Annotated in this window: 19 protein-coding genes, 1 tRNA gene and 2 rRNA genes (1 of these 22 only partly in view); 8 read left to right on the forward strand and 14 right to left on the reverse strand. The window is 60.1% G+C overall.

Annotated elements, in window-relative coordinates; all coding sequences use genetic code 11:
* From AC1ECN_RS21185 to AC1ECN_RS21210, 6 genes are all read left to right on the forward strand, one after another.
* Window positions 1-2,781 (forward strand): 23S ribosomal RNA (locus AC1ECN_RS21185) (it extends 160 nt beyond the left edge of the window).
* 241 nt (window positions 2,782-3,022) lie between these two features.
* Window positions 3,023-3,137 (forward strand): 5S ribosomal RNA (gene rrf, locus AC1ECN_RS21190).
* A 105-nt stretch (window positions 3,138-3,242) separates the two neighbouring features.
* Window positions 3,243-3,319 (forward strand) — tRNA-Met (locus tag AC1ECN_RS21195).
* Window positions 3,320-3,831: 512 nt separating this feature from the next.
* The gene (gene nuoH / locus AC1ECN_RS21200; protein ID WP_130665034.1) at window positions 3,832-4,833 is read left to right on the forward strand and encodes an NADH-quinone oxidoreductase subunit NuoH; all 1,002 of its coding nucleotides are present in this window, start codon (window positions 3,832-3,834) and stop codon (window positions 4,831-4,833) included.
* Window positions 4,834-4,844: 11 nt separating this feature from the next.
* Window positions 4,845-5,411 carry an NADH-quinone oxidoreductase subunit I gene (locus AC1ECN_RS21205; RefSeq protein ID WP_017961924.1) on the forward strand — a complete coding sequence of 189 codons (567 nt, stop codon included), beginning with the start codon at window positions 4,845-4,847 and terminating at the stop codon, window positions 5,409-5,411.
* A gap of 45 nt (window positions 5,412-5,456) precedes the next feature.
* A complete protein-coding gene (locus AC1ECN_RS21210; protein ID WP_018073594.1) occupies window positions 5,457-5,897 on the forward strand; it encodes a CBS domain-containing protein in 441 nt (146 codons plus the stop codon).
* Between the two features lie 75 nt (window positions 5,898-5,972).
* Here AC1ECN_RS21210 and nuoG read toward each other — a convergent pair whose 3' ends face one another.
* The 14 genes from nuoG to AC1ECN_RS21280 form a co-directional block, all read right to left on the reverse strand.
* Window positions 5,973-8,552, reverse strand: coding sequence for an NADH-quinone oxidoreductase subunit NuoG (nuoG, locus tag AC1ECN_RS21215; protein WP_130673555.1), 2,580 nt, complete (start codon window positions 8,550-8,552; stop codon window positions 5,973-5,975).
* A 33-nt stretch (window positions 8,553-8,585) separates the two neighbouring features.
* A complete protein-coding gene (nuoF, locus tag AC1ECN_RS21220) occupies window positions 8,586-9,851 on the reverse strand; it encodes an NADH-quinone oxidoreductase subunit NuoF (RefSeq protein ID WP_477954015.1) in 1,266 nt (421 codons plus the stop codon).
* A 4-nt stretch (window positions 9,852-9,855) separates the two neighbouring features.
* Window positions 9,856-10,365, reverse strand: a complete 510-nt coding sequence (gene nuoE, locus AC1ECN_RS21225) for an NADH-quinone oxidoreductase subunit NuoE (protein ID WP_477954017.1) — start codon at window positions 10,363-10,365, stop codon at window positions 9,856-9,858.
* A 16-nt stretch (window positions 10,366-10,381) separates the two neighbouring features.
* On the reverse strand, window positions 10,382-11,596 hold the full coding sequence (gene nuoD / locus AC1ECN_RS21230; protein WP_018483159.1) for an NADH dehydrogenase (quinone) subunit D: 1,215 nt from the start codon (window positions 11,594-11,596) through the stop codon (window positions 10,382-10,384).
* 29 nt (window positions 11,597-11,625) lie between these two features.
* Window positions 11,626-12,162 (reverse strand): NADH-quinone oxidoreductase subunit C, encoded by a 537-nt coding sequence (locus AC1ECN_RS21235; RefSeq protein WP_130673052.1) that lies wholly within the window; start codon window positions 12,160-12,162, stop codon window positions 11,626-11,628.
* Window positions 12,159-12,662 carry a NuoB/complex I 20 kDa subunit family protein gene (locus AC1ECN_RS21240; RefSeq protein WP_018073600.1) on the reverse strand — a complete coding sequence of 168 codons (504 nt, stop codon included), beginning with the start codon at window positions 12,660-12,662 and terminating at the stop codon, window positions 12,159-12,161. Before AC1ECN_RS21240 ends, AC1ECN_RS21235 begins: the two co-directional genes overlap by 4 nt.
* Window positions 12,650-13,015 (reverse strand): NADH-quinone oxidoreductase subunit A, encoded by a 366-nt coding sequence (locus tag AC1ECN_RS21245; protein WP_018483156.1) that lies wholly within the window; start codon window positions 13,013-13,015, stop codon window positions 12,650-12,652. The genes AC1ECN_RS21240 and AC1ECN_RS21245 overlap by 13 nt, the downstream gene beginning before the upstream one ends.
* Before the next feature lie 155 nt (window positions 13,016-13,170).
* Entirely contained in the window at window positions 13,171-14,610 is a 1,440-nt protein-coding gene (locus tag AC1ECN_RS21250) for an NADH-quinone oxidoreductase subunit N (protein WP_130673051.1), read from the reverse strand.
* Entirely contained in the window at window positions 14,607-16,082 is a 1,476-nt protein-coding gene (locus AC1ECN_RS21255) for an NADH-quinone oxidoreductase subunit M (protein WP_477954021.1), read from the reverse strand. The genes AC1ECN_RS21250 and AC1ECN_RS21255 overlap by 4 nt, the downstream gene beginning before the upstream one ends.
* Window positions 16,083-16,090: 8 nt before the next feature.
* Entirely contained in the window at window positions 16,091-17,866 is a 1,776-nt protein-coding gene (locus tag AC1ECN_RS21260) for a Na(+)/H(+) antiporter subunit D (protein ID WP_477954023.1), read from the reverse strand.
* Entirely contained in the window at window positions 17,859-18,113 is a 255-nt protein-coding gene (locus tag AC1ECN_RS21265; RefSeq protein ID WP_075225432.1) for a hypothetical protein, read from the reverse strand. Before AC1ECN_RS21265 ends, AC1ECN_RS21260 begins: the two co-directional genes overlap by 8 nt.
* Window positions 18,110-19,573: a monovalent cation/H+ antiporter subunit D family protein gene (locus AC1ECN_RS21270; RefSeq protein ID WP_024319314.1), complete on the reverse strand. Its 1,464-nt coding sequence runs from the start codon at window positions 19,571-19,573 to the stop codon at window positions 18,110-18,112. The genes AC1ECN_RS21265 and AC1ECN_RS21270 overlap by 4 nt, the downstream gene beginning before the upstream one ends.
* 5 nt (window positions 19,574-19,578) lie before the next feature.
* The gene (gene nuoK / locus AC1ECN_RS21275) at window positions 19,579-19,881 is read right to left on the reverse strand and encodes an NADH-quinone oxidoreductase subunit NuoK (protein WP_007819572.1); all 303 of its coding nucleotides are present in this window, start codon (window positions 19,879-19,881) and stop codon (window positions 19,579-19,581) included.
* The gene (locus AC1ECN_RS21280) at window positions 19,881-20,381 is read right to left on the reverse strand and encodes an NADH-quinone oxidoreductase subunit J (protein WP_024319315.1); all 501 of its coding nucleotides are present in this window, start codon (window positions 20,379-20,381) and stop codon (window positions 19,881-19,883) included. Before AC1ECN_RS21280 ends, nuoK begins: the two co-directional genes overlap by 1 nt.
* An 809-nt stretch (window positions 20,382-21,190) precedes the next feature.
* Here AC1ECN_RS21280 and AC1ECN_RS21285 point away from each other — a divergent pair.
* Entirely contained in the window at window positions 21,191-22,591 is a 1,401-nt protein-coding gene (locus AC1ECN_RS21285) for a selenium-binding protein SBP56-related protein (RefSeq protein WP_018073608.1), read from the forward strand.
* 24 nt (window positions 22,592-22,615) lie between these two features.
* Complete coding sequence (locus AC1ECN_RS21290; RefSeq protein ID WP_018073609.1) at window positions 22,616-23,284, forward strand: hypothetical protein; 669 nt, start codon at window positions 22,616-22,618, stop codon at window positions 23,282-23,284.
* Window positions 23,285-23,302: the final 18 nt, after the last annotated feature.

Consider the following 23,302-nt stretch of genomic DNA (forward strand, 5'->3'; position numbering starts at 1 on the left):
GTCGGGTCTTCGATCCGACATTACGGCGAACGATCGCCGACGGCCTCTGGCCTGTATGGGAGTTTCCCAATACAGCGCGGAGCGCGTCGCCGGTCGTCCGGCGCGCTAACGCAGCGCTGCACGAAGTGCAGAACGAGCGTGAGTGAAAACCCGAATGGTTTCTAGGTATTGTGATAAGGTATCTACACCTGAATACATAGGGTGTAAGAAGCGAACGCAGGGAACTGAAACATCTAAGTACCTGCAGGAAAGGACATCAACCGAGACTCCGCAAGTAGTGGCGAGCGAACGCGGACCAGGCCAGTGGCAATTGTGATTAAAGTGGAACGCTCTGGAAAGTGCGGCCGTAGTGGGTGACAGCCCCGTACGCGTAGATATCATGATTGTCCTAGAGTAGGGCGGGACACGAGAAATCCTGTCTGAACATGGGGAGACCACTCTCCAAGCCTAAGTACTCGTGCATGACCGATAGCGAACAAGTACCGTGAGGGAAAGGTGAAAAGCACCCCGACAAGGGGAGTGAAATAGAACCTGAAACCGGATGCCTACAAACAGTCGGAGCCCGCAAGGGTGACGGCGTACCTTTTGTATAATGGGTCAACGACTTAGTGTAACAAGCAAGCTTAAGCCGGTAGGTGTAGGCGAAGCGAAAGCGAGTCTGAATAGGGCGATATAGTTTGTTGCATTAGACCCGAAACCGAGTGATCTAGCCATGAGCAGGTTGAAGGTTGGGTAACACCAACTGGAGGACCGAACCCGCATCTGTTGCAATAGATTGGGATGACTTGTGGCTAGGGGTGAAAGGCCAATCAAACTCGGAAATAGCTGGTTCTCCGCGAAATCTATTTAGGTAGAGCGTCGAGCGAATACCCCCGGGGGTAGAGCACTGGATGGGCTATGGGGACTCACCGTCTTACTGATCCTAACCAAACTCCGAATACCGGGGAGTACTACTCGGCAGACACACGGCGGGTGCTAACGTCCGTCGTGAAAAGGGCAACAACCCTAACCTCCAGCTAAGGTCCCCAAGTCATGGCTAAGTGGGAAAGGATGTGAGGATCCCAAAACAACCAGGATGTTGGCTTAGAAGCAGCCATCATTTAAAGAAAGCGTAACAGCTCACTGGTCTAAATAAGGGTCTTTGCGCCGAAAATGTAACGGGGCTGAAGCCATGCACCGAAGCTGAGGATGTGTAGCAATACACGTGGTAGCGGAGCGTTCCGTAAGCTGATGAAGGGAGACCCGTGAGGGCTCCTGGAGGTATCGGAAGTGCGAATGTTGACATGAGTAACGATAAAGAGGGTGAGAGACCCTCTCGCCGAAAGACCAAGGGTTCCTGCTTAAAGTTAATCTGAGCAGGGTTAGCCGGCCCCTAAGGCGAGGCAGAAATGCGTAGTCGATGGGAACCACGTTAATATTCGTGGGCCTGGTGGTAGTGACGGATTGCACAAGTTGTTCATTCTTATTGGATTGGATGGGCAGCGGAGCGGTTCCAGGAAATAGCTCCACCGTATAGACCGTACCCGAAACCGACACAGGTGGTCAGGTAGAGTATACCAAGGCGCTTGAGAGAACTATGTTGAAGGAACTCGGCAAATTGCACGCGTAACTTCGGAAGAAGCGTGACCCCATGCTAGGCAACTATTATGGGGTGGCACAGACCAGGGGGTAGCGACTGTTTATCAAAAACACAGGGCTCTGCGAAGTCGCAAGACGACGTATAGGGTCTGACGCCTGCCCGGTGCTGGAAGGTTAAGAGGAGAGGTGCAAGCTTTGAATCGAAGCCCCAGTAAACGGCGGCCGTAACTATAACGGTCCTAAGGTAGCGAAATTCCTTGTCGGGTAAGTTCCGACCTGCACGAATGGCGTAACGACTTCCCCGCTGTCTCCAACATAGACTCAGTGAAATTGAATTCCCCGTGAAGATGCGGGGTTCCTGCGGTCAGACGGAAAGACCCCGTGCACCTTTACTATAGCTTTACACTGGCATTCGTGTCGGCATGTGTAGGATAGGTGGTAGGCTTTGAAGCGGGGACGCCAGTTTCCGTGGAGCCATCCTTGAAATACCACCCTTATCGTCATGGATGTCTAACCGCGGCCCGTTATCCGGGTCCGGGACAGTGTATGGTGGGTAGTTTGACTGGGGCGGTCGCCTCCGAAAGAGTAACGGAGGCGCGCGATGGTGGGCTCAGACCGGTCGGAAATCGGTCGTCGAGTGCAATGGCATAAGCCCGCCTGACTGCGAGACTGACAAGTCGAGCAGAGACGAAAGTCGGTCATAGTGATCCGGTGGTCCCGCGTGGAAGGGCCATCGCTCAACGGATAAAAGGTACGCCGGGGATAACAGGCTGATGACCCCCAAGAGTCCATATCGACGGGGTTGTTTGGCACCTCGATGTCGGCTCATCGCATCCTGGGGCTGGAGCAGGTCCCAAGGGTTTGGCTGTTCGCCAATTAAAGCGGTACGTGAGCTGGGTTCAGAACGTCGTGAGACAGTTCGGTCCCTATCTGCCGTGGGTGTAGGAATATTGACAGGATCTGTCCCTAGTACGAGAGGACCGGGATGGACATATCTCTGGTGGACCTGTTGTCCTGCCAAGGGCATAGCAGGGTAGCTATATATGGACGGGATAACCGCTGAAGGCATCTAAGCGGGAAACCCACCTGAAAACGAGTATTCCCTATCAGAGCCGTGGAAGACGACCACGTTGATAGGCCGGGTGTGGAAGTGCGGCAACGCATGAAGCTTACCGGTACTAATAGCTCGATTGGCTTGATCGTTCTCATTGACTATGCTCATCTCCCGGCGACCGCGAAGCGGTCGTCCGGATCGATGATCCAGACCTTTGTCCTGACGCGCCAATGGCGCTGCGGACGGCCCGCCAAACGATTGGCGACGGCCTCTGGCCTGTATGGGTGCCACAAGCATCCGCAGCCGGAAGAGGGTCCAAAAGACGTGTTCAAAAAAGAAAACAGGCTAACGCCTGCCAGCTTCTCAAAACATATAGTTGCGCTTTGCCGACCTGGTGGTTATGGCGGGGTGGCTGCACCCGTTCCCTTTCCGAACACGGCCGTGAAACGCCCCTGCGCCCATGGTACTTCGTCTTAAGACGCGGGAGAGTAGGTCGCTGCCAGGTCTGCAAAACGCAACTTATGTAAAACAATCTTCTCATCACTAACTCTACGGCCCATGCCGAACAAAAAGGGTCGCGCAAGCGGCCCTTTCTGCTGTAAAATAATAACGCGGGGTGGAGCAGCCCGGTAGCTCGTCAGGCTCATAACCTGAAGGCCGCAGGTTCAAATCCTGCCCCCGCAACCAAAACCATAACCTGAAGGGTGAGAGGGCGATCGGACCTGCCCGAGAAAACAGTCCAGTGGACCGTTTTAAGACCCGAACAGGACAAAGCCTGCCCCCACAATCAACGATACTTGAATATTTGCCCATGCAAGTCGCTTGACAGAAAGCTCCTCCGCGTAAGCGTCGAGGAGCTTTTTGCGTTTCTGCTGGGTGTCCAGTTCCCCGGACGCCAGCTGGCCTGCCACGGAAACTTTCATCAGGCAGCGATTAGAGCCTCGGCGGTTTTTGAACCGCAAGATGGCGCGGTGCAACCGGCGGAAATGCGAAGCTTTCATCTTGCACAGCGAACCACTCGTCTCAAAACGTCCTGAGCCCGGACACATCATAACCAGCGACGACATAACTGCGACGGCATTGTATGAGGTGCGTCGCCGTTGTACCATGTAGTCTGACAAGTGCGCGCGGTGCTCATTGTATAGCCGGAGCCAAAGTCCGGTCGTGCGCTTCAACCCGATGAATAAGTAGCCGGGATCATGGAACTTATCGTCGCCCTTGGCCTGATCGTCTTGAAGGTCGCGTTCCTGATTGCGATCCTGCTGTTGCTACCCTTGCCGCTAACCTGGCTGGAACGCAAGATCGCCGGGCACATGCAGCAGCGGATGGGGCCGATGCGCGTGGGATGGCACGGGCTGTTGCAGCCGGTGGCGGACGGAATCAAGCTCCTGACCAAAGAGGATCACATCCCGGCCGAGGCCGACCGGTTCCTGTTCAAACTGGCGCCAATCCTGGCGCTCGCCCCGCCCTTTGTGGTGTTCGTCGCGATCCCCTTCGGCGAAACTGTCTCGGTCCTCGGCCGCGAGATCACGCTCTACGTCTCCAACATGAATGTGGCGCTCCTTTTCGTTTTCTCGGTGATCGGGATCGAGGTTTATGGCGTCATCTTCGGCGGCTGGGCCTCCAACAGCAAATACGCTGTTCTGGGCAGCCTCAGGACCTGCGCGCAGATGATAAGCTACGAGATCCCGATGGGGTTCGCGGTCATCGGCGTGGTCATGCTGGCGCAATCCATGAGCCTGCTCGAGATCGTGCGGGCGCAGGCCGATGTCTGGAACATCGTCTACCAACCGGTCGGATTCTTCGTGTTCTTCGTCGCCGGGCTCGCCGAAGCGCAGCGCATTCCCTTCGACCTGGCGGAGGCGGAGGGTGATCTGGGGGCCGGGTTCCATACCGAATACAGCGGTATCCGCTTTGCCTTCTTCATGGTCAGCGAATATGCCATCGTATTGCTTGTGTCGGTCCTGGTGGTGATCCTGTTCTTCGGCGGTTGGAACGGAGTTCTGATTCCCTTGCCACCGCTCCTGTGGTTTGTGCTCAAGATCGCGTTCTTCGTCTATGTGTTTATCTGGTTCCGCTTCACTTTCCCCCGCTACCGCTACGACCAACTGATGGCGATCGGATGGAAAGTCTTGCTTCCTCTTTCAATGGCGAACATAATTATAACCGGTGTACTTTTAGGGGTCGTAGCGGCTCCGTAAGCGAGGCGGCGATGTCGCGCGCGCAGGACAGAGTTGGAACATGGATTGGTTGGGCGTTCTTTGCCGATCTGGCGAGCGCCTTGGCTCTGACCTTCGGCTACATGTTCTCCAGATCCGTGACCATGCAGTATCCGGACAAGGAAAAGTGGCTGCCCTACTCCCGCTATCGCGGGCATCACTTCCTGACGCGTGATGAAGAGGGCGAGATCAAGTGCGTGGCCTGCGAACTCTGCGCGCGGATCTGTCCCTGCGACTGTATCGAAGTCGTCCCCTACGAAGACGAGAAGGGCAAGCGGCACCCGGCCAAATTCGAGATCGACACGGCCCGCTGCCTGTTCTGCGGGCTGTGCGAGGACGCCTGCCCGGCGGACGCGATCGCGCTTGGCCAACAATACGAATTCTCGAGTTTTTCCTCAGCTGACCTGGTGATCGGGCGCGATGATCTGCTCGCCAAGCCGGGTAAGGCGGCAACCGGCGGCGGCGTGGTTGCCGCGCGCCTGAATACGAAGAAGGACGTACTTGTCGAGACGAAAGAGACGCAGGGCTACAACTGGTGGCGGAATATCCGGCGAACATGAACGCGCGCCAGCTGTCAAACCGAAGCGCTCGAAAAGGAGGCTCAGATGTTTGTCGGTGAAATCATGAAAAACAAGGGTGTCGGTGTCATCGCAGTTGCTCCCGATCAGACGATGGTGGAGGTACTGCGGCTGTTTCGAGACAACAATATCGGCTTCGTCGTTGTCAGCCGATCGAACGGCAGATACCTCGGTACGCTGTCGGAGCGGGACTGCTGCAATGCGGTGGCGGAATACGGGGCCGAGGCGGCGGCAAAGCGGGTCGCGGACATCATGAACCGCAATGTGGCGACGTGTTCGACACAGGATTTGCTGCCCGTCGCGATGGGGATCATGACCCAGCGGCGTACGCGCCATGTGCTGGTCACGGATGGAGGCGACGTTGTCGGCGTGGTCAGCATCGGCGACGTGGTTAAACACAGGCTCGACGAAGCGCAGCGTACAGAGCAGGATCTGCAGGATTACATTTGCGGGACCAGGTATCACTGACGTCGCCAACTCGATGTGAAGACGCTGGGGTGGGCAGCTTGCCGCGGAGCCTTGCGGTGCCCCGACCCCAAATCTTCAGACCCCACGCCAGATCCGGCTTGGGCGGTCGACCTCAAGAGTGGCATGCGCCTTCTGGACTTCCACCGCGCATGGATATTCGCCCCGCCGCAGCAGGCTGTTGAGACGCAAGGCTCTATAGTTTTCCGGAACGAAGACGAGGCCCTTGGGAAACCGCCTGTCGACCTTGAGCTGCGCCGTCAGTTCGCCCTGGCCGGAACGCACGATTACCTGATCGCCATCCGAAAGGCCAAGCTCCGCGGTATCCTGCGCGCTCATCGCGACATAGGGATCGTTGGCGACCGTGTTCAGGATGTCCGACCGTTCGGAAAGATATCCGTTGTGGAACAGGCAGTCGCCGGTGATCAGCATGAGCCGGTCGGCTGCTGTCGGGACGGGCGGCGGCGCAGGGAGCATGCCAGCCGGTAGTGTTGGCACCGCCTTGGTGAAAGCGCCGTCGGCGCCAAGCCCGTCCTGCGTCAACCCCTGATAGGCCGGAACCAGCCGGGCAATCTCGTCGAAAATTTCGGCTTGCGTCGATGGCCGCAGCGCCTGGTTGCGTAGCGCCGCGACGAAGTCGACAATCGCCAGATTGCCTCGCGCCTCGAAAACGGGCTCACGGAATTTGCGAACATTCTGGATCCGACCCTCGTTGTTGGTGAACGTTCCGGATTCCTCGCCGTAGCCCGCCGCGGGCAAGACGACCTCGGCCATGCCCGCCGTATCCGTGAGGAACGCGTCCTGCACGATCAGGAGATCGGCGGCGCCAAGCGCCCGCGTCGCAAAGTCCCGGTCGGGATAGGCGACCAGGGGGTCGGTTCCGACGATGTAGAGCGCGCCCATCCGCCCACCGACGCAGAGCTCCAGCATGGCGTCGAGATCCGCGCCGGGTTCAGACGGGATTTCGGCGCCCCAGTTTCGTGCAAGAGTTGCGCGCGTCGCGTCATCGGCGACCGCCCGCAGCCCCGGCAGAGCCGCCGGCAGGACCCCCATGTCCCAGGCGCCCATCTGGTTGGCACGGTCGAAGAGAAACTGCATCGCCGGGCCCTTGCCTAGCAGGCGGAGAACGTGCAGCAGGTTGTTGAGCTGCTGCAGCGTCGCGCGCGCTTCGGGTGATCTCAGGAGGTCGACGCTGACAAGCACGGTGACGCTGCGGCCTTCCTTGAGCGCGGCGGCCAGGCGATCCGGCCCGTCACTGCCGGCGCCCGCCGCCGGCCTGCCGATTGCCGCGTCGATGTCCGCAAAAGCGCCGCCCGGCAAGGCCTGACCAGCTGCCGCCACGAGACCGGCCACCACCGCCGCAAGGCTTGCCGCTTCTCCGCCCGGAGGCACACGAACCACCACCCTGGCATCGGCGTCCAGACGCGATGGCCGCGCCGATAGCATGAGCAATCCGGTCTGCCGCCGCCGCGCGCCGTCCCGCAGCAGGTATTCGGTGACCGGGTTCTCCTCGGTTATATTGCCTCCAACGACGAGCACGCAGTCGTTGCCGATTACGTCGTCCAGCGGCGTGCGGCTGTAGAAAGTTGCCAATAGCGGGCCGAGCGTATCGAAGGGCGCGGCCCAGCGTGACGAACAATCAATGTTGTTGGTCCGGAACACTGTTCGCATCAGCTTCTGGAACTGATAAAGCACCTCGTTGGGCAGGCGAGGCGAGGCCAGCCCGCCGGCATCCTTGCTCTCGACGGCCAACAGTCGCCGACGCAGATAGTCCCCCGCTTCCTCCCAGGAAACCGGAACCAGGGCGCCATCCTGACGGATCATTGGCTGCTTGATCCGGTCCCGGCTTGCAACGAAATCGAGGCCGAAGCGTCCTCGCACGCAGAGAGTTTCGTGGTTGACACCTTCGTCCCACTTCGAGCGCACCCGCATGAACTCGCCCTTGCGCGTGCCCACCGTCAGCTGGCAACCGGTGCCACAATGCGGGCAGACCGTGTCGGTCTCTACGAGATCCCAGGGGCGCGCCTTGTAGCGGTAGGGGAAGCTCATCAGCGCGCCGACCGGGCAGACCTCGACGCAATTGCCGCACTGGTCGCAACTCGCCAGACTGCCCTCGAAGCCGGTGACGGCGGTATCCATGCCTTTTTCGACGGTGCCCAGCGCCACCGCACCGACGACCTCCTCACACATCCGGACGCAGCGCTGGCACTGGATGCAGCGGTTGACATTCATGATGATGACCGGGCTCAGACGAATGTCCTCGGAGTGGAACACACGTTTGTCATCGCGGAATTGGCTTTCGCGGGGCCCGTAGGCCATTACCATGTCCTGAAGCTCGCATTCGCCGCCCTTGTCGCAGATCGGGCAGTCGAGGGGGTGGTTGGCGAGCAGCATGTCGAGCATGGAAGAGCGCGTTTCCTCGATCAGAGGCGTGTTCGTCCGCACGACCATGCCATCGGTGGCCGCAGTGGCGCAGGACGGCTGCAACCGCCGCACGCCCTCGATCTCCACCAGGCACATGCGGCACGAAGCCAGCGGCGGCAGCCGCTTCAGATAGCAGAAGGTCGGGACGTCGATGCCCAAACGCTGGGCGGCCTGCAGCACTGTCGAGCCAGCCTCAACTTCCAGCGTTTGTTCGTCGATCGTGACTTTAAGCATGGTTTCCTCACAACCCTGATCCAGCACACTCCTTCAGTGAAACGGGCACCTCCGCTCCTCGACATGGGCGACGAATTCATCTCTGAAATGCGCGAGTGCTGCGCGCAATCCCATCGCTGCACCGTCACCCAAGGCACAAAACGTATTGCCGAAAATGCCCTTGCAGAGCATCTCCAGCTGCTCCAGATCGCCGGGTGCGCCATCCCCGCCTTCAACCCGGCGCAGGACCTTCACGACCCAGTTCAATCCTTCCCGGCAGGGCGTGCACTTGCCGCAGGACTCATGGTGGAAGAACTCGATGATCCTGGTGGCGACCTTGACCATGCAGGTGCTATCGTCGATCACGATAACGCCAGCCGAACCGAGCATCGAGCCGGCGGCAGCCAGCGAGTCAAAATCCATCCTCACGTCCAGCCCGTGCTCAGGGATGACCGGCGCTGAGACCCCGCCCGGGATCACCGCCTTGATCTTGCGTCCCGGCAACGCCCCGCCGGCATGTTCCTCGACCAGTTCGCGCAGTGGTATGCCCATCGGCAACTCGTAGAGGCCGGGTTTGCGCACCTGCCCACTGAGGCAGTAGAGCTTTGGGCCGGGGCTCTTGTCCGGGCCGATGCCGCGGAACCAGTCCGCGCCTCGCGCCACGATATGCGGCACGCAGGCCAGCGTCTCGACATTGTTGATCACAGTCGGGCTGGCGTAGAGCCCGGCCACGGCCGGAAACGGCGGCTTCAATCGCGGCTGCGCCCGCTTGCCCTCGAGCGACTCGAGCATCGCAGTCTCCTCGCCGCAGATATAGGCGCCTGCGCCGCAGTGGATGTGGACGGCGAAATCGAAATTCGAGCCCAGAATGCCCGTTCCCAGATAACCCTTTTCGTGTGCCTCGGCGATCGCCTGCTCCAGGCGACGGATCGCCGTGACATACTCTCCGCGGATGTAGACATAGGYGGTTTTGGCTCCGATCGCATAGGCGCTTACCGCCAGCCCCTCGATGAGTTGATGCGGATCGCGCTCCATGATGATCCGGTCCTTGAAGGTGCCTGGCTCGCCCTCATCGGCGTTGCAGCAAAGATATTTCGGCTTGTCGACCTGCTTCGGCACGAAACTCCATTTCATGCCCGTCGGGAATCCGGCACCGCCGCGACCGCGCAGGTTGGACTGTTTGACGAGGTTAACTACCTCGTCAGGCGTGTATTCGCGCAGCGCCTTCGCCAGTGCCTGGTAGCCGCCGCCAGCCTCGTAGGTCGACAGCAGGTGACTGTCCGGCACGGCGACATTCTTGAGGAGAACCGGCTCGAACATGGCGCTACTCTCCCTGCGGTCGCGCAGAGGGCTCGATGCTCGCGACCCGTTCCGTCGTAGCCCGCAGGTTGTCCAAAAGTGCATCTATCCGCGCGACATCAAGGGCACCATGGTAATCGTCGCCGACCTGCATCACCGGAGCCATCTCGCAGGCACCGAGGCACTCGACGGAGGAAAGCGTGAACAGCCCGTCCGGCGTGGTGTCGCCCTTCCTGATCGCCAGCGCCGTTTCCAGATGCTTCAGCAGGTCCTCGGCTCCGCACAGCATGCAGGAAACATTGTCACAGAGTTGCAGGTGGAACATGCCCACCGGCTCGGTATGGAAGAGCGTGTAAAAGGTCGCCAGCTCGTAGACCCAGATCCGTTCGACTCCGAGAGTGTCGGCGACTTCTTCCAGCACCTGACCAKGCAGATGGCCATGCTCCCTCTGCGCGATCAGAAGCGCGGGCATGATCGCAGAGCGCTGGTCGGGATACCGCGCCGCCGCCTCTTTTATCTTTTCGCGCATGGTCATCGCATTCAAATCCTTGCTACTTGTCCACCTCCGCCATCACCGGGTCGAGGCTGCCGAGCACGGCGATCATGTCCGCCAGATAGCGGGCGTTGGTGACCCCGAAGAGGGCCTGAAGATTGACGAAGGAGGGTGCCCGCACCTTCATGCGGAACGGTTTTGGCGACCCGTCGCTGATGATATAGAAGCCAAGCTCGCCCTTTGGCGCCTCGATCGCCGAATAGACCTCACCCTTCGGCACCTTGAAACCATAGGCCGACAAGTCGAAATGCTGGATCAGTGCTTCCATCGAGCAATGCACCTTGTCCTTGTCCACCGGGAAGGCGATTGTTGGCATGTCGATCTGGAACGGCCCCTCGGGCATCTGGTCGAGGCATTGTTCAATGATCCGGACGCTCTCGCGCATCTCATCGACGCGGCATCGCCAGCGCGCATAGCAATCGCCCTCATCGCGGGTAATGACGTTGAACGCGAGCCGGTCATAGATCTCGTAGGGTTCGTCGCGGCGGATGTCCCAATCGACGCCCGAGGCGCGCAGGTTCGGGCCGCTCAGGCCAAGATCGATGCCGTCCTCGGCGGAGATCACGCCGATCCCCTGCGTGCGCTTCAGGAACACCCGATTGTTATCGACCAGCCGTTCATAGTCGCGAATCCGGTTCGGGAAGATGTCACAAAACTCCCGGATCTTGGGAAAGAACCCGTCGGGCAGATCCTCGCGCACACCGCCGACCCGGCAGAAGGAAGTGTGCATCCTCGCGCCGCTGATCATCTCCAACAGATCCATGATCATTTCGCGCTCGCGCATGACGTAGAGCAACGCGGTCATGGCGCCCAGGTCCAGCGGCAGCGCGCCGGTGATCAGGAGATGACCGGAGATCCGTGCCAGTTCGGCCATCATCACGCGGATATACTGCGCCCGCAGCGGTGCTTCTATGCCGAGGAGTTTCTCCACTGCCAGCGCGAAAGCCAGGTTGTTCGAAGGCGGGCAGAGATAGTCGAGCCGGTCCGTCAGCGGGAAAATCTGAGTATAGGTGAAGCTCTCCGCCAGTTTTTCGGTGCCGCGGTGGAGGTAGCCGATATGCGGGTCGACGCGCTGGACGTACTCGCCGTCCAGTTCGAGGACGAGCCGAAGAACCCCATGCGTGCTGGGGTGCTGCGGGCCGAGATTGAGAAGCACTTCCTTGGTATTGAGCGCTTCATCTTCCGGCCTGCTGAGTTCGGTGACTTCGGTCATCTCAACTTTCCGGCGTAGAACGGCCTCCCTTACGGAATGTCCCTGGTGGCAAGGTCGGGCTGTGTTGGCGGCGGACCTTCGGCCCCGAAGGGGTTCAGCTTGTCCTTGTAGCCCCTTAAGGGGAAATCCTTGCGCTGGGGAAAGCCCTCGAAGCCTTCCCACATGTAGATCCGGCGCAGATCGGGATGCCCCGCGAACCTGATGCCATACATGTCCCAGGCCTCACGCTCGTGCCAGTTGGCGGTGCGCCAAACTCCGGTGACCGAGGGAATCTGCGGGGGATCGCCAAGCCGGCACTTGATGCGAACCCGCCAGCCGTTGGGCAGCGAATAGAGGTGGTACACCGCCTCGAACCGCGGTGTATCGGGATAATGATCAACCCCGCAGATGTCCGAGAGGAAGTTGAATTGCAACGCCGGATGTTCTTTCAGAAACCGGCAGAACTCGACGATCTTCTCAGGTGGAACAGCAAACGCGTGAATCCCGTGCGCGGCGCCGAGGTCCTCGACGGCTTCCCCGAAACGTTCCATGATCGGAGCGCGATTGAGGGACGGCTCCACACTCATGACGCTACAACCCGATCCAGAGGCGTCCCGGCCAGCGCGCGGGACCTCTTGATCTTCTCTTGAAGCAGGAGGAAGCCGTGCATCAGCGCCTCGGGCCGCGGCGGGCAGCCGGGCACATGCACGTCCACCGGCACGAAGGTTTCCGCCCCCTGCACCACGGCATAGGTGTTGTAGACCCCGCCCGAGATGGCGCAGGTGCCCATGGCGATGACCCAGCGGGGTTCCGGCATCTGGTCATAGAGCCGGCGCACCACGGGCGCGAACTTCCGCGTTATGGTGCCGGCAATGATCATCACGTCGGACTGACGGGGCGATGGCCGGAAGACGACGCCGAACCGGTCGAGATCGTAGCGGGCGCACCCCGCCGAGATCATCTCGATGGCGCAGCAGGCAATTCCGAAGGTCTCGGGCCACAGCGCCGACTTTCGGCTCCAGTTGATCAGGCTGTCGGCCGTGGTGAACAGCACGCTGTCGCGAATCGCGTTGTTTACGCCTCCCATTCCAGCGCTCCCTTTAGCCAAGCGTAGGCGAAGCCCACGAGAAGCAGCAATATGAAGATGAACATCTCGACATAGCCGACCAGCCCGATCTCTTTCAGGACGACGGCCCAGGGAAAGAGGAACATCGTCTCGACATCGAAGACCACCAGCAGGATCGCAAGGATAAAGAACTGCACCCTCAAGCGGCCCCCGGCGGCGTCGCCGGCGGCGTCCATGCCGCATTCATAGGGCATGTTTTTTGCGGGATACGGATTGGACGGGCGCAGGAGCGAGGAGACAAAAAGCGTCACCCCCGCCACCAGAACAACTCCGGCGACCATGAAAAGAACCGGTAAAAATTCCATTGCAGCCATATCGCACTGCACCGGTCACCCATCGGGGGCTTTCCTCACGCCGCGACCGACCCCGTTCGGGACCGGTAATGCGGTCGTCCTGGGAAGCGACCTGGGCAATCCTTTCTTGCGTTGCCAGTTTATTCCGTCGGGTTGATCATTGCAAATCCAATCGATTAGCCACCAAACACTGCATGCTGAGCAAGCCTCAGAAACCACGCCGGAAATAGGCCGATGCCGATGGTGCCGGCGGCGGTGAAGGCCAGCGTGGCGCGCACCAAGGGCGTCAGCGCGGGGTCGAACGTCCTCTCCGGCTCGCGCATGTAGATCACCATGACGATGCGGATGTAAAAGTAGGCGGCGACGACACTCAGCAGCACTGCGATCACCGCCAGCATGACGAAACCTCGCTCGACGAGTGCGACCAGCACGTAGAACTTGGCGAAGAACCCGGCCGTCGGCGGAATGCCGGCCAGCGAGAACAGATACAGCAGCATCAGAAGCGCCAGCCCGGGATGCGACTTGGCGAAACCCGCATAGTCTTCGATAATCTCGCCCGAGAAATCGCCATTCCGCATCATGATGACGGTGGCGAAAATGCCGAGATTCATGAAAGAGTAGATCAGTAGGTAAAGCATCACGCTGGCGATCCCGTCCGCACCGCCGGCGGCCACCCCGAAAATGGCGAACCCGGCATGGGCGATGCTCGAATAGGCCAAGAGACGCTTGAAATTGTCCTGCACCAGCGCCACGAAACTGCCGAGTGCCATCGTCACCACCGCAATGACGGCGAGGATGATCCAAATGTCTGAGGCTGCGACCAGAGGATTGAGGAACACCCGCAGGATCACCGCAAACCCCGCTGCCTTGGGGCCCACCGACATGAAGGCGGTGATCGTCGTCGGCGCACCTTCATAGACGTCCGGCACCCACATATGGAATGGAACCGCGCCGACCTTGAAGACTAGCCCCGCGACAATGAAGACCACCGCAAGCAGCAATCCGGGATCGAGCGGATCGCCGGTCACGGCCGCAGCCATCCCGTCCAATTGCGTTGTGCCGGTGAGCCCGTAGACCAGCGAAACGCCGTAAAGGAAAATCCCGGTCGAGACCGCGCCAAGGATTACGTATTTCAGTGCTGCTTCGTTCGACCGCCGCTCATGCCGCAGGAAGCCGGTCAGCACATAGGTGCAAATCACCATCAGTTCGAGGCTCACATAGATCGACAGGAGATCGGTCGCGGAGGCCATGATCATCATGCCCGAAAGCGCGAAGAGCAGGAGGACATAGTATTCGCTGCTCCCGATCCCTTCGATATCGGCATATTTTCGCGAAAGGAGGAACGTCAGAACGGTGGCTAAGTAGAAAACGAACTTGAAGAAGACCGCGAAGCGGTCGGCGATGAACATGCCCGTGTATGCCGGCCGCACCTCGCTCGAAAGAATGAGTGTCGCCAAGGCGGCAATCAACACGACCGCGACCGACGCCCAGACAAGGAAATGTTCCTGTCCCTTTCGCACAAACTGTCCCAGGATCAGCAGGATGCAGGCGCCGGTGATCACCACGATCTCGGGCAGGCTCGCTAGGGCCGACTGGAAAAGCGTGGCGGCGGTCATTGGCCGCTCCCCCTACTGTGCACGTCCGTCAGCAGATGCTGCACCGAGGCATCGATGACGTTGAGAAAGGGTTTCGGATAGAGCCCTACCCAGAGTACGAAGACGGCCAGCGGCAGGATCGCAACCATCTCACGGGCGTTCACGTCGCGTATCGTCAACCGGGCGCCGACGCTGGCCGGGCCGAGCGCGACTTTCCCATACATGCCAAGCAGATAGGCAGCCCCCAGCAATGCGCCCAAAACGGCGGCCGAGCCGGCGACCAAGTTGGCCGCAAACCCGCCTGACAACACCAGCAACTCGCCGACGAACGAATTCGTTCCCGGCAGCGCCATCGACGACAGGGTAAACAGTGCCAGAAACGTGGTGTAGACCGGCGCCACCTTCATCAACCCGCCATAGTCGGCGATGCTGCGGGTATGGGTCCGCTCGTAGATCAGCCCGACGAACAGGAATAGGGCGCCTGTCGTTACGCCATGATTGAACATCTGCAGGATACCGCCCTCGAGCCCGCGGAGGTTCAGCGCAAAAATCCCCAGTGTCACGAAGCCCATGTGGCTGATGCTGGAATAGGCCACCAGCTTCTTCAGATCGTCCTGCGCCAGCGCGAGCAACCCGCCATAGACGATCGCAAGCGCCGAAAGCGCCAGCATCAGCGTCGAATAATACATCGATGCCTCCGGCAGCATCGGCAGCGAGAACCGCAGGAATCCGTAGGCGCCCATCTTCAGGAGCACTCCGGCGAGGATAATGCTGCCCGCCGTCGGCGCCTGCACATGGGCGTCCGGCAGCCAGGTATGGACCGGCACCATCGGCACCTTGACCGCAAAAGCGATCAGGAAGGCGAAGAACAGCCAAGACTGGACCCGGAACGGCAAATCCTGCGCTGTGAGGGCGAGGATGTCGAAGGTCTCGCCGCCGTTGAAATAGAGCACGATGACACCGATCAGGAACAGGACGCTGCCCGCCAGCGTGTAGAGGAAGAACTTGAATGCCGCATAGACCCGGCCGTCGCCGCCCCAGACGCCGATGATCAGGTACATCGGGATCAGCATCGCCTCCCAAAAGACGTAGAACAAGAACAGGTCGAGCGCKCAGAACACCCCCAGCATCAAGGCCTGCATAGAGAGCAGACTGATCATGAACTCCTTCACCTTGCGCTCGATCGCGACCCACGATGCGAGCACGCAGATCGAGCCCAACAGCGTGGTCAGGAAAACGAAGAGCGCGCTGATTCCGTCGACGCCGAGCGCATAAGTGATCCCGAGCGTGGGCACCCACGGACGCGTCTCGGTGAACTGCATCTGGTGGGTCGTGGTGTCAAAGCTCGTCAGCATTACAATGCAGAGAGCGAGGTCGACAACGGTGACACCCAGCGCGGTCCACCGTACGGCATCGTCGCTGCGGAGAAACATCAAAACCGCTGCTCCGGCGGCCGGCGTGAATACGATGAGGCTCAGTAGCGGGAATCCCATCGCACCCCCTACCGCCACACCACGGCGAAGACGATGGTGGCCGCGACTACACCGGCGATCATCGCCAGAGCGTAATGGGTCACGACGCCGGTCTGGAGCCGCCGCAGCGTGTCGCCGCCGCGCAGGATCGAGCGGGCGACGCCGTTCACGACGGCGTCCACGCCGGTGAGATCGATCCACAGTCCCGCCCGTGCCGCCCCATGCAGGAGGGGTAGCGCTGCGGTCTCCGACACGTCACTCACCGCCTTTTCGTAGCGTGCCAACGGTTTTTCGGCGAACCACATGAAGAGCCGCGCGCCCTTGCGATAGAACCAGTCGGTGTCGAGGCTGATCGTGTTCTCGGGGTCGAGCGCCCTGAGGAACACCACGAATCCCAGGGCGGTGAACATCAGCAGGCCGAGGCTCTCCGTGATATGGGGGGCCGTGTAGGGTTCGAAGTCGACCGGATAGGGCAGAAGCGCATAAAGTGGCTGGGGAAACACCCCGATTGCAATGCAGAGCACCGCCGCCATGCCCATTGCAACCAGCATATTGCGCGGCGGCTCCCGCGCCTCCAGTTTCCGGTCCACGCCGAAAAACATGTAATACGGGAGCTTCAAGCCCGTGTGCAGGAACGTCCCCGACGACGCCATCGTCAGCGCCAGCACGACAAACGCCCGATGATCCTGTCCGGCAGCCGCAATCACCATCGATTTGGTGACGAAGCCCGAGAAGAACGGGAACGCCGAGATCGCGAAGGCGCCGACCATGTAAAGCGCCACGGTCAGCGGCATGGTCTTGTAAAGCCCGCCGAGCTCGGTGAGTTTGCGACGGCCGGTGACGTAGATGACTGCCCCGGCACCCATGAACAGAAGTGCCTTATAGAGGATATGCGCGAAGGCGTGGCCGGCAGCCCCATTCACCGCCATCTCGGTCCCGATGCCGATACCCGCGATCATATAGCCCACCTGGCTGACGATGTGATAGGCGAGCAGCCGCCGGCAGTCGTTCTCCAGCACGGCGTAGATGACGCCGTAGAGTGCCATCGCGGTGCCGAGCCAGACCAGAATCTCAGTCCCCGGAAACGCCCGCGCCAGCACATAGACGGCGGTCTTGGTGGTAAACGCGCTCATGAACACCKCCCCGGTGACGGTCGCCTCCGGATAGGCATCGGTCAGCCAGGCATTGAGCGGCGGCACGGCCGCGTTGAGGATGAAGCCGGCGAGGATCAGGTAGTCGCCGACCCCCATTCCCCCGTTGGTGAGGCCCCCCGCGATCGGGCCGAAAAGCAGTGAACCGGTGGCGAGCCCGTGGGAAATGATGCCGCCGAGCAGGACGACGCCGCCGGTGATATGGACCATGAGATAGCGGAACCCGGCCCGGATCGCCGGCCCGCCACGCTGCGCGAAGACCAGATAGGCGGAAGCGAACGCCATGCCCTCCCAGAACAGGTAGAGGGTCAGGTAGTCACCGGCAAACACCACGCCAAGCGCGCTGCCGACATAGACGAATGCCGCCACGTGCTGGCCGGCATCCGTCAGATGCAACGCGTAGACCATGCCGATCAGCGCCATGATGGTGAAAACGGTGGCGAAGACGATGCTGAGCTTGTCCACCTTTGCGATCAGGATCTCCTGCCCGATGAACCGCGCTTCGCCATAGCTGCCCGGCTCCATCGCAAGCACGACAAGGATCGCCAGCGCAGGGATCAGAAGCAGATAGGCCTTGCGGACCGACCCGCTGAGGAACGGGATCGGTAGGGCGCCAAGAATAAAGAGCAGAGCTGGATGGATGAAGTCAGTCATAATAGTCCTCGCGCCGCATCAGCCCGGCGCGATGGCCGAGAAACTTGGAAACGAAGATAAGCAGGACGCAGGAGACGAAGCCGTAGACGGCCGACCAGCCAGGCACGCTGTCCCACAGATATTCGGCGTGTTCGCGGAAGACCAGGAAGTCGGCGACGACGATCAGGACGAGCACCAGATAAAACAGCCGGCGGCGGCGTGTCGCATATGCCTCGTTGCCGAAATAATCGACGATGCTATTGATCATCTGACCACTCCTTCCGCCAAAGCCAGAAAATAGCCCGGGAAAATGCCCATCAACACCGACAGGAGGGCGGTTACGACCAGCGGGATCGTCATCATTGGAATTTCACGGACCGTCGCCGGACTTTCCTGCTCTTCCGTCCCGAAAAAGGCGGCATAGCTAACCGGCAGGAAGTAGGCGGCGTTCAGGACCGAGCTCACTAAGAGCACGATCAGGAAYGCAATTTCTCCCGCCTCCACAGAGCCCAGCGCCAGATACCATTTGCTGACGAACCCCGCGGTTGGCGGCACGCCAATCATGCTGAGCGAGGCGACGAAGAATGCCCCCATCGTCCAGGGCAGCCTGCGGCCGACACCGGCCATGTCGCTGATGTTCCTTTTGCCGGACGCGCAATAAATCGAGCCGGCGCAGAAAAAGAGTGTGATCTTTGAGAATGCGTGAGCCGCGATGTGGATGATCCCGCCGACCATCGCGACCGGCGACAACAGAACCGCGCCCAGCACGATGTAGGAGAGCTGGCTGACCGTCGAATAGGCGAGCCTGGCCTTCAGGTCGTCCCGCGTCAGGGCGTAAACCGACGCCATCAGGATCGTGAACGAAGCCAGATAGGCCGTTACGATGCCGAGGCCCAGCCCGCCCACTAGCCCCGTGCCGAAGACATGGAACACCACCCGCAGCACGCAGAACACGCCCATCTTGACCACTGCCACTGCATGCAAAAGCGCGCTGACCGGTGTCGGCGCGACCATCGCGGCGGGCAGCCAGGCGTGCATCGGCATCACAGCGGCCTTGGCGAAGCCGAAAAGATAGCAGAAATAGATGACCGTCAGCAGCGCCGCCGAGGCATCGCTCCCCGCCAGCAGCCCTCCCGCGACAAAGTCGAGCGACCCCGCAATATGGTAGGTCAGCGCCAGTGCGGCGAGCAACGCGCTTTTCGAGGCGCCCATCAGATAGACGAGGTACTTGCGGCTGCCCCTCCATCCCTCTTCGTCCTCGTGGTGGTAGACGAGCGGATAGGTAACGAGGCTGAGCACTTCGTAAAAGATCACCAGCGTAAACAGATTGGCGGCGAAGGCGCCGCCGGCGGCGGCCGCAAGACTGCTGGCGAAGCAGGCGAAGAACCGGGTCTGCGCATGCTCGTTCAAATGCCGCATGTAGCCGACCGAATAGATCGCCGCCACGATCCACAGCAGCGACGAGACGGTGGCAAACACCATGCCGAGCGCATCGACCCGGAAAGCAAAGTCAATCCCCGGCAGAATCTCGAACAGGCGCAGTTCGACCGTCCCGCCCGCGAGCACCGTGGGCGCCATCGACACGACAATCGCGAACATGGCGATCGCGGCCAACGGCGAGACCAGATCGCGAAGTCTCTCGCGCTTGTTCAAAAGGAGAACGGCAAGGGCCGCCAGACCGGCGACGGTGACGGCAAGCAACGGCCGGATCGATACAACCGGGTCCAAAGCCGCTATCCTTTCATCACCGTCACGTCGTCGACCTTGAGGGTGGATTTGTTCCTCACGAGGGCGACCAGGATTCCGAGGGCGACGGCAACCTCCGCCGCGGTGATTGCGATGACGAAGATCGCGAAGATCTGCCCGCGGAAATCGGCGTGGTAACGCCCGAAAGCGATGAAATTGATGTTGACCGAGTTGAGCAGCAGCTCCAACGACATCAGTACGACTAGAATATTGCGCCTGAGCAGCACGCCCGCCGCTCCGATCACGAACAGGACCACTCCGAGCACAATATACCACCAGAGCGGAACCATCACCCCTGCTCCTTCCGCGCCAGCATGATGGCGCCGACCAGGGCTGCCAGCAGGATTACGGAGGCGGTTTCAAACGGCAGGAGATAGTCGGCGAAAAGTGCTGTGCTAAGCTGCCGGATGTCATCGCCGCCGCGCATGGCGACGGGCTCCATGACCGAAAAGCGGTCGCTCCAGAGCAGCAGCACGAGCATCTCGACCCCGAGCAGGACGAGCAGTACCAGAGCCGGGAGGTTGCCGCCCGGCAAGAATCGCTGCAACACGGCTTCGCGCACATCGATCATCATGATCACGAACAGGAACAGGACCATGATCGCGCCGACATAGACGAAGATCTGGATGACCGCGAGCAACGGTGCCCCGAGCAAGACGAAGATTGCCGAGACCTGCAGGAAACACGCCATCAGCGCCAATGCGCTGTGAACCGGATTGCGCGCCAGGACCACCGTCAGGGCCGTGATCACGGATACCGCAGCGAACAGAAGAAAGAACCCCTGATCCATCGACGCCGACCCTCCGACGCGAACTGGTACCCGGCGCGAGACGGCCGGATTCGAGATTGCGCCGCAAATTCCGATGCGTTCACAAATTGTGCCCTAATATCGGATTTTTCACAAGATTATTGTCATTGGCGGAGCAAACCAGGCCGGTCCGGATGTGGCGAAGGTCGCTTGCGAAGTGCGCGCTTTCGATAGCGCCGTACCGATTTTATTGTTCCATAGGCAAATGGCTTGGGCCGGTCGGTACCGACGTTTTGTTACGGCGTAGTGGGAAATTTCTTCCAAATCACACCGGCTGTTCCGCCGAAGTTACAAGTCTCTGTGGCTTCAGGCCCCCGCAACCAAACTTTCCTTCCAAAAATCAAAGCGCTCCTCGTGGAGCAGCCCGCTCGGCGGGCAATCGATTCACTGGATCGATTGCTTATCCGCCTCGCCTCGTCAGGCTCATAACCTGAAGGCCGCAGGTTCAAATCCTGCCCCCCAACCAGAATTTACCAATTATCTAATTATCAACAAGAAAGCCCTCCCATCGTGGAGGGCTTTCTTGCGTTTAAGGCCTGGCACACGGCTAGCATTGGGTAAACGCCTCGGGCACGAGCGTCACCTGATTGACCAAGGTGCGGGGAAATTCGCGCTTACACTCTTCCGGTGCAAATCGAGATTGTAGTTCTCCAGAATCCGTGAGATTCTTCAAAGTCGGATGAAAATAGCGTGCGAACAACAAAGCGTCTCGACGTTTTCGGCGGGCGTCCAAACGCAGGTCGTGCCCTGATTGTCTGACGGGCTGCTTAACCCGCCAAGGGAGGACGACAATGACTGTACGGCCAGACCGGACTTTCCACGCGACTGCCAAGCTCGCAATGCAGGCGCCAGTCGAAAATTTTGCGTACACTTTGATGTTGAGTCCCGACTTCTCTCGGCCTGATGGATTAGCAATAGTTGACGTAGACCCGAAGTCAAAGGACTACGGCAAGGTCGTCCATAGCGTGATAATGCCAAACAAGGGCGACGAGTTTCACCACTTCGGCTGGAACGCGTGCTCTTCGGCCCTTTCGCCGCTGAACGGTCACCCGTTTCTCGAGCGCCGGTTTCTGATCATTCCCGGTATTCGATCTTCGCGCATCTACGTAATAGACACCAAGGGCGGACCGACCAAAGCCAAAATCCACAAGGTCATCGAGCCAGAAGAAGTGTTTGCCAAGACGGGCTATTCTAGGCCTCATACGATTCACTGCGGTCCGGAAGGTATTTATGTCTCGACGCTTGGGGGCGGTGGCCCTGAGGGCACCGACGGACCTCCCGGCATCTTTGTCATGGATTGCGAGACGTTCGATGTCATCGGGCGCTATGAGATCGATCGTGGGCCACAGGACAAGCAGTATGATTTCTGGTGGAACCTGCCACGCGACTACATGGTATCGAGCGAGTGGGCACTTCCGCCCCAGTTCGAGAAGGGCATCGTCCCGGAAGATCTCCTGTCGAACAAATACGGACACCGGGTGCATTTCTGGGATTTGCGCGAACGCAGGAACGTGCAGACCATTGATCTGGGAGTCAATCACCAGATGGCACTGGAAGTCCGCCCCGCCCATGACCCGGTAAAAGAATACGGTTTCCTTGGAGTGGTCGTTGACACGACAAACCTTGAGGGATCGATCTGGACATGGTGGCGCGAGGACGGCAAATTTCATTGCGAAAAGACGGCGACTATCCCGCCCGAGGCAGCTGCGAAAGATGACCTTCCCCCGCTTTTGCAGGGCTTCGAGGCGGTCCCGCCGCTGGTAACCGACATAGACCTATCGCTCGATGACCGCTTCCTCTACGTATCCTGCTGGGGGACCGGTGAGATGCGCCAATATGACGTCACCGATCCTATGAAGCCTAAGCTTGCAGGGTCCGTCCATATTGGCGGCATTACGCGCAAGACCAAGCATCCCGGCGGCGGCGACTACAGGGGCGGCCCGCAGATGGTCGAGATCAGCCGCGACGGCAAACGCGTTTACTGGACCAACTCTCTGTATTCGACCTGGGACGACCAGTTCTATCCCGATGGTATCCCGGCAGCCATGGTCAAGGCCAGTGTCGGCGAGAACGGTGGGATCACCCTGGACAAGGACTTTTATGTCAAGTTCCCCGAGGGGTATCGCTCGCACCAGATTCGTCTGGAAGGCGGCGATTGCTCGACGGATTCATTTTGCTATCCATCGGTGTAACCGACTGCTCGGGTCAATGAAGCGATGAGCGAGTGGACGACTGCCGGGTCTCTCTGGTTGGCCGTCATCGCCAGCGGCATTTATCACGGCGTCAACCCCGGCATGGGCTGGCCGTTGGCCGTCTCGGCCGGACTGTTGGACAGACGTGCCAGCGAATTGTTCCGGGCGCTCGGCCTTTTGGCAATGGGCCACTTTGTGGCGATGATTGGCATCCTGCTGCCCTTCGGCGCGATGCTGACGCTGATTGTCTGGGAACGACAGATCCGCATCGCGGCCGGGTTGATCGTGATCGCAGCCGGAATCTATCTCTTGATCAACCGGCGCCACCCGCGTGTTCTTGCCCGTATACCGCCGGCGCAACTGGCGTTGTGGTCCTTCGCGGCTGCCACCGCGCATGGCGCCGGGCTGATGCTGGTGCCGATTTATCTGGGCCTGTGCTTGGCCGGGGAACCGGATGTCGGACACCAAGCGGCTGCCACGCTCATGACTGGTAATCTGATCACCGCCACGGCCGTCTCCGTGGTCCACGCGGCCGCCATGATTGTAAGTGGCGGCGTTATCGCCATTGCCGTCTATCGATGGCTCGGACCCAAGTTCATCTCACAAAGCTGGTTCAATCTCGATATCGTGTGGGCCGCGAGCCTGATCCTGGTGGGGGGAATTGGGATCGCGAGTCTCGGATTCGCTCAGTAGGCCCGAGGCCCTCGATGG

Source organism: Rhizobium sp. 01N447_2 (assembly GCF_056399245.1).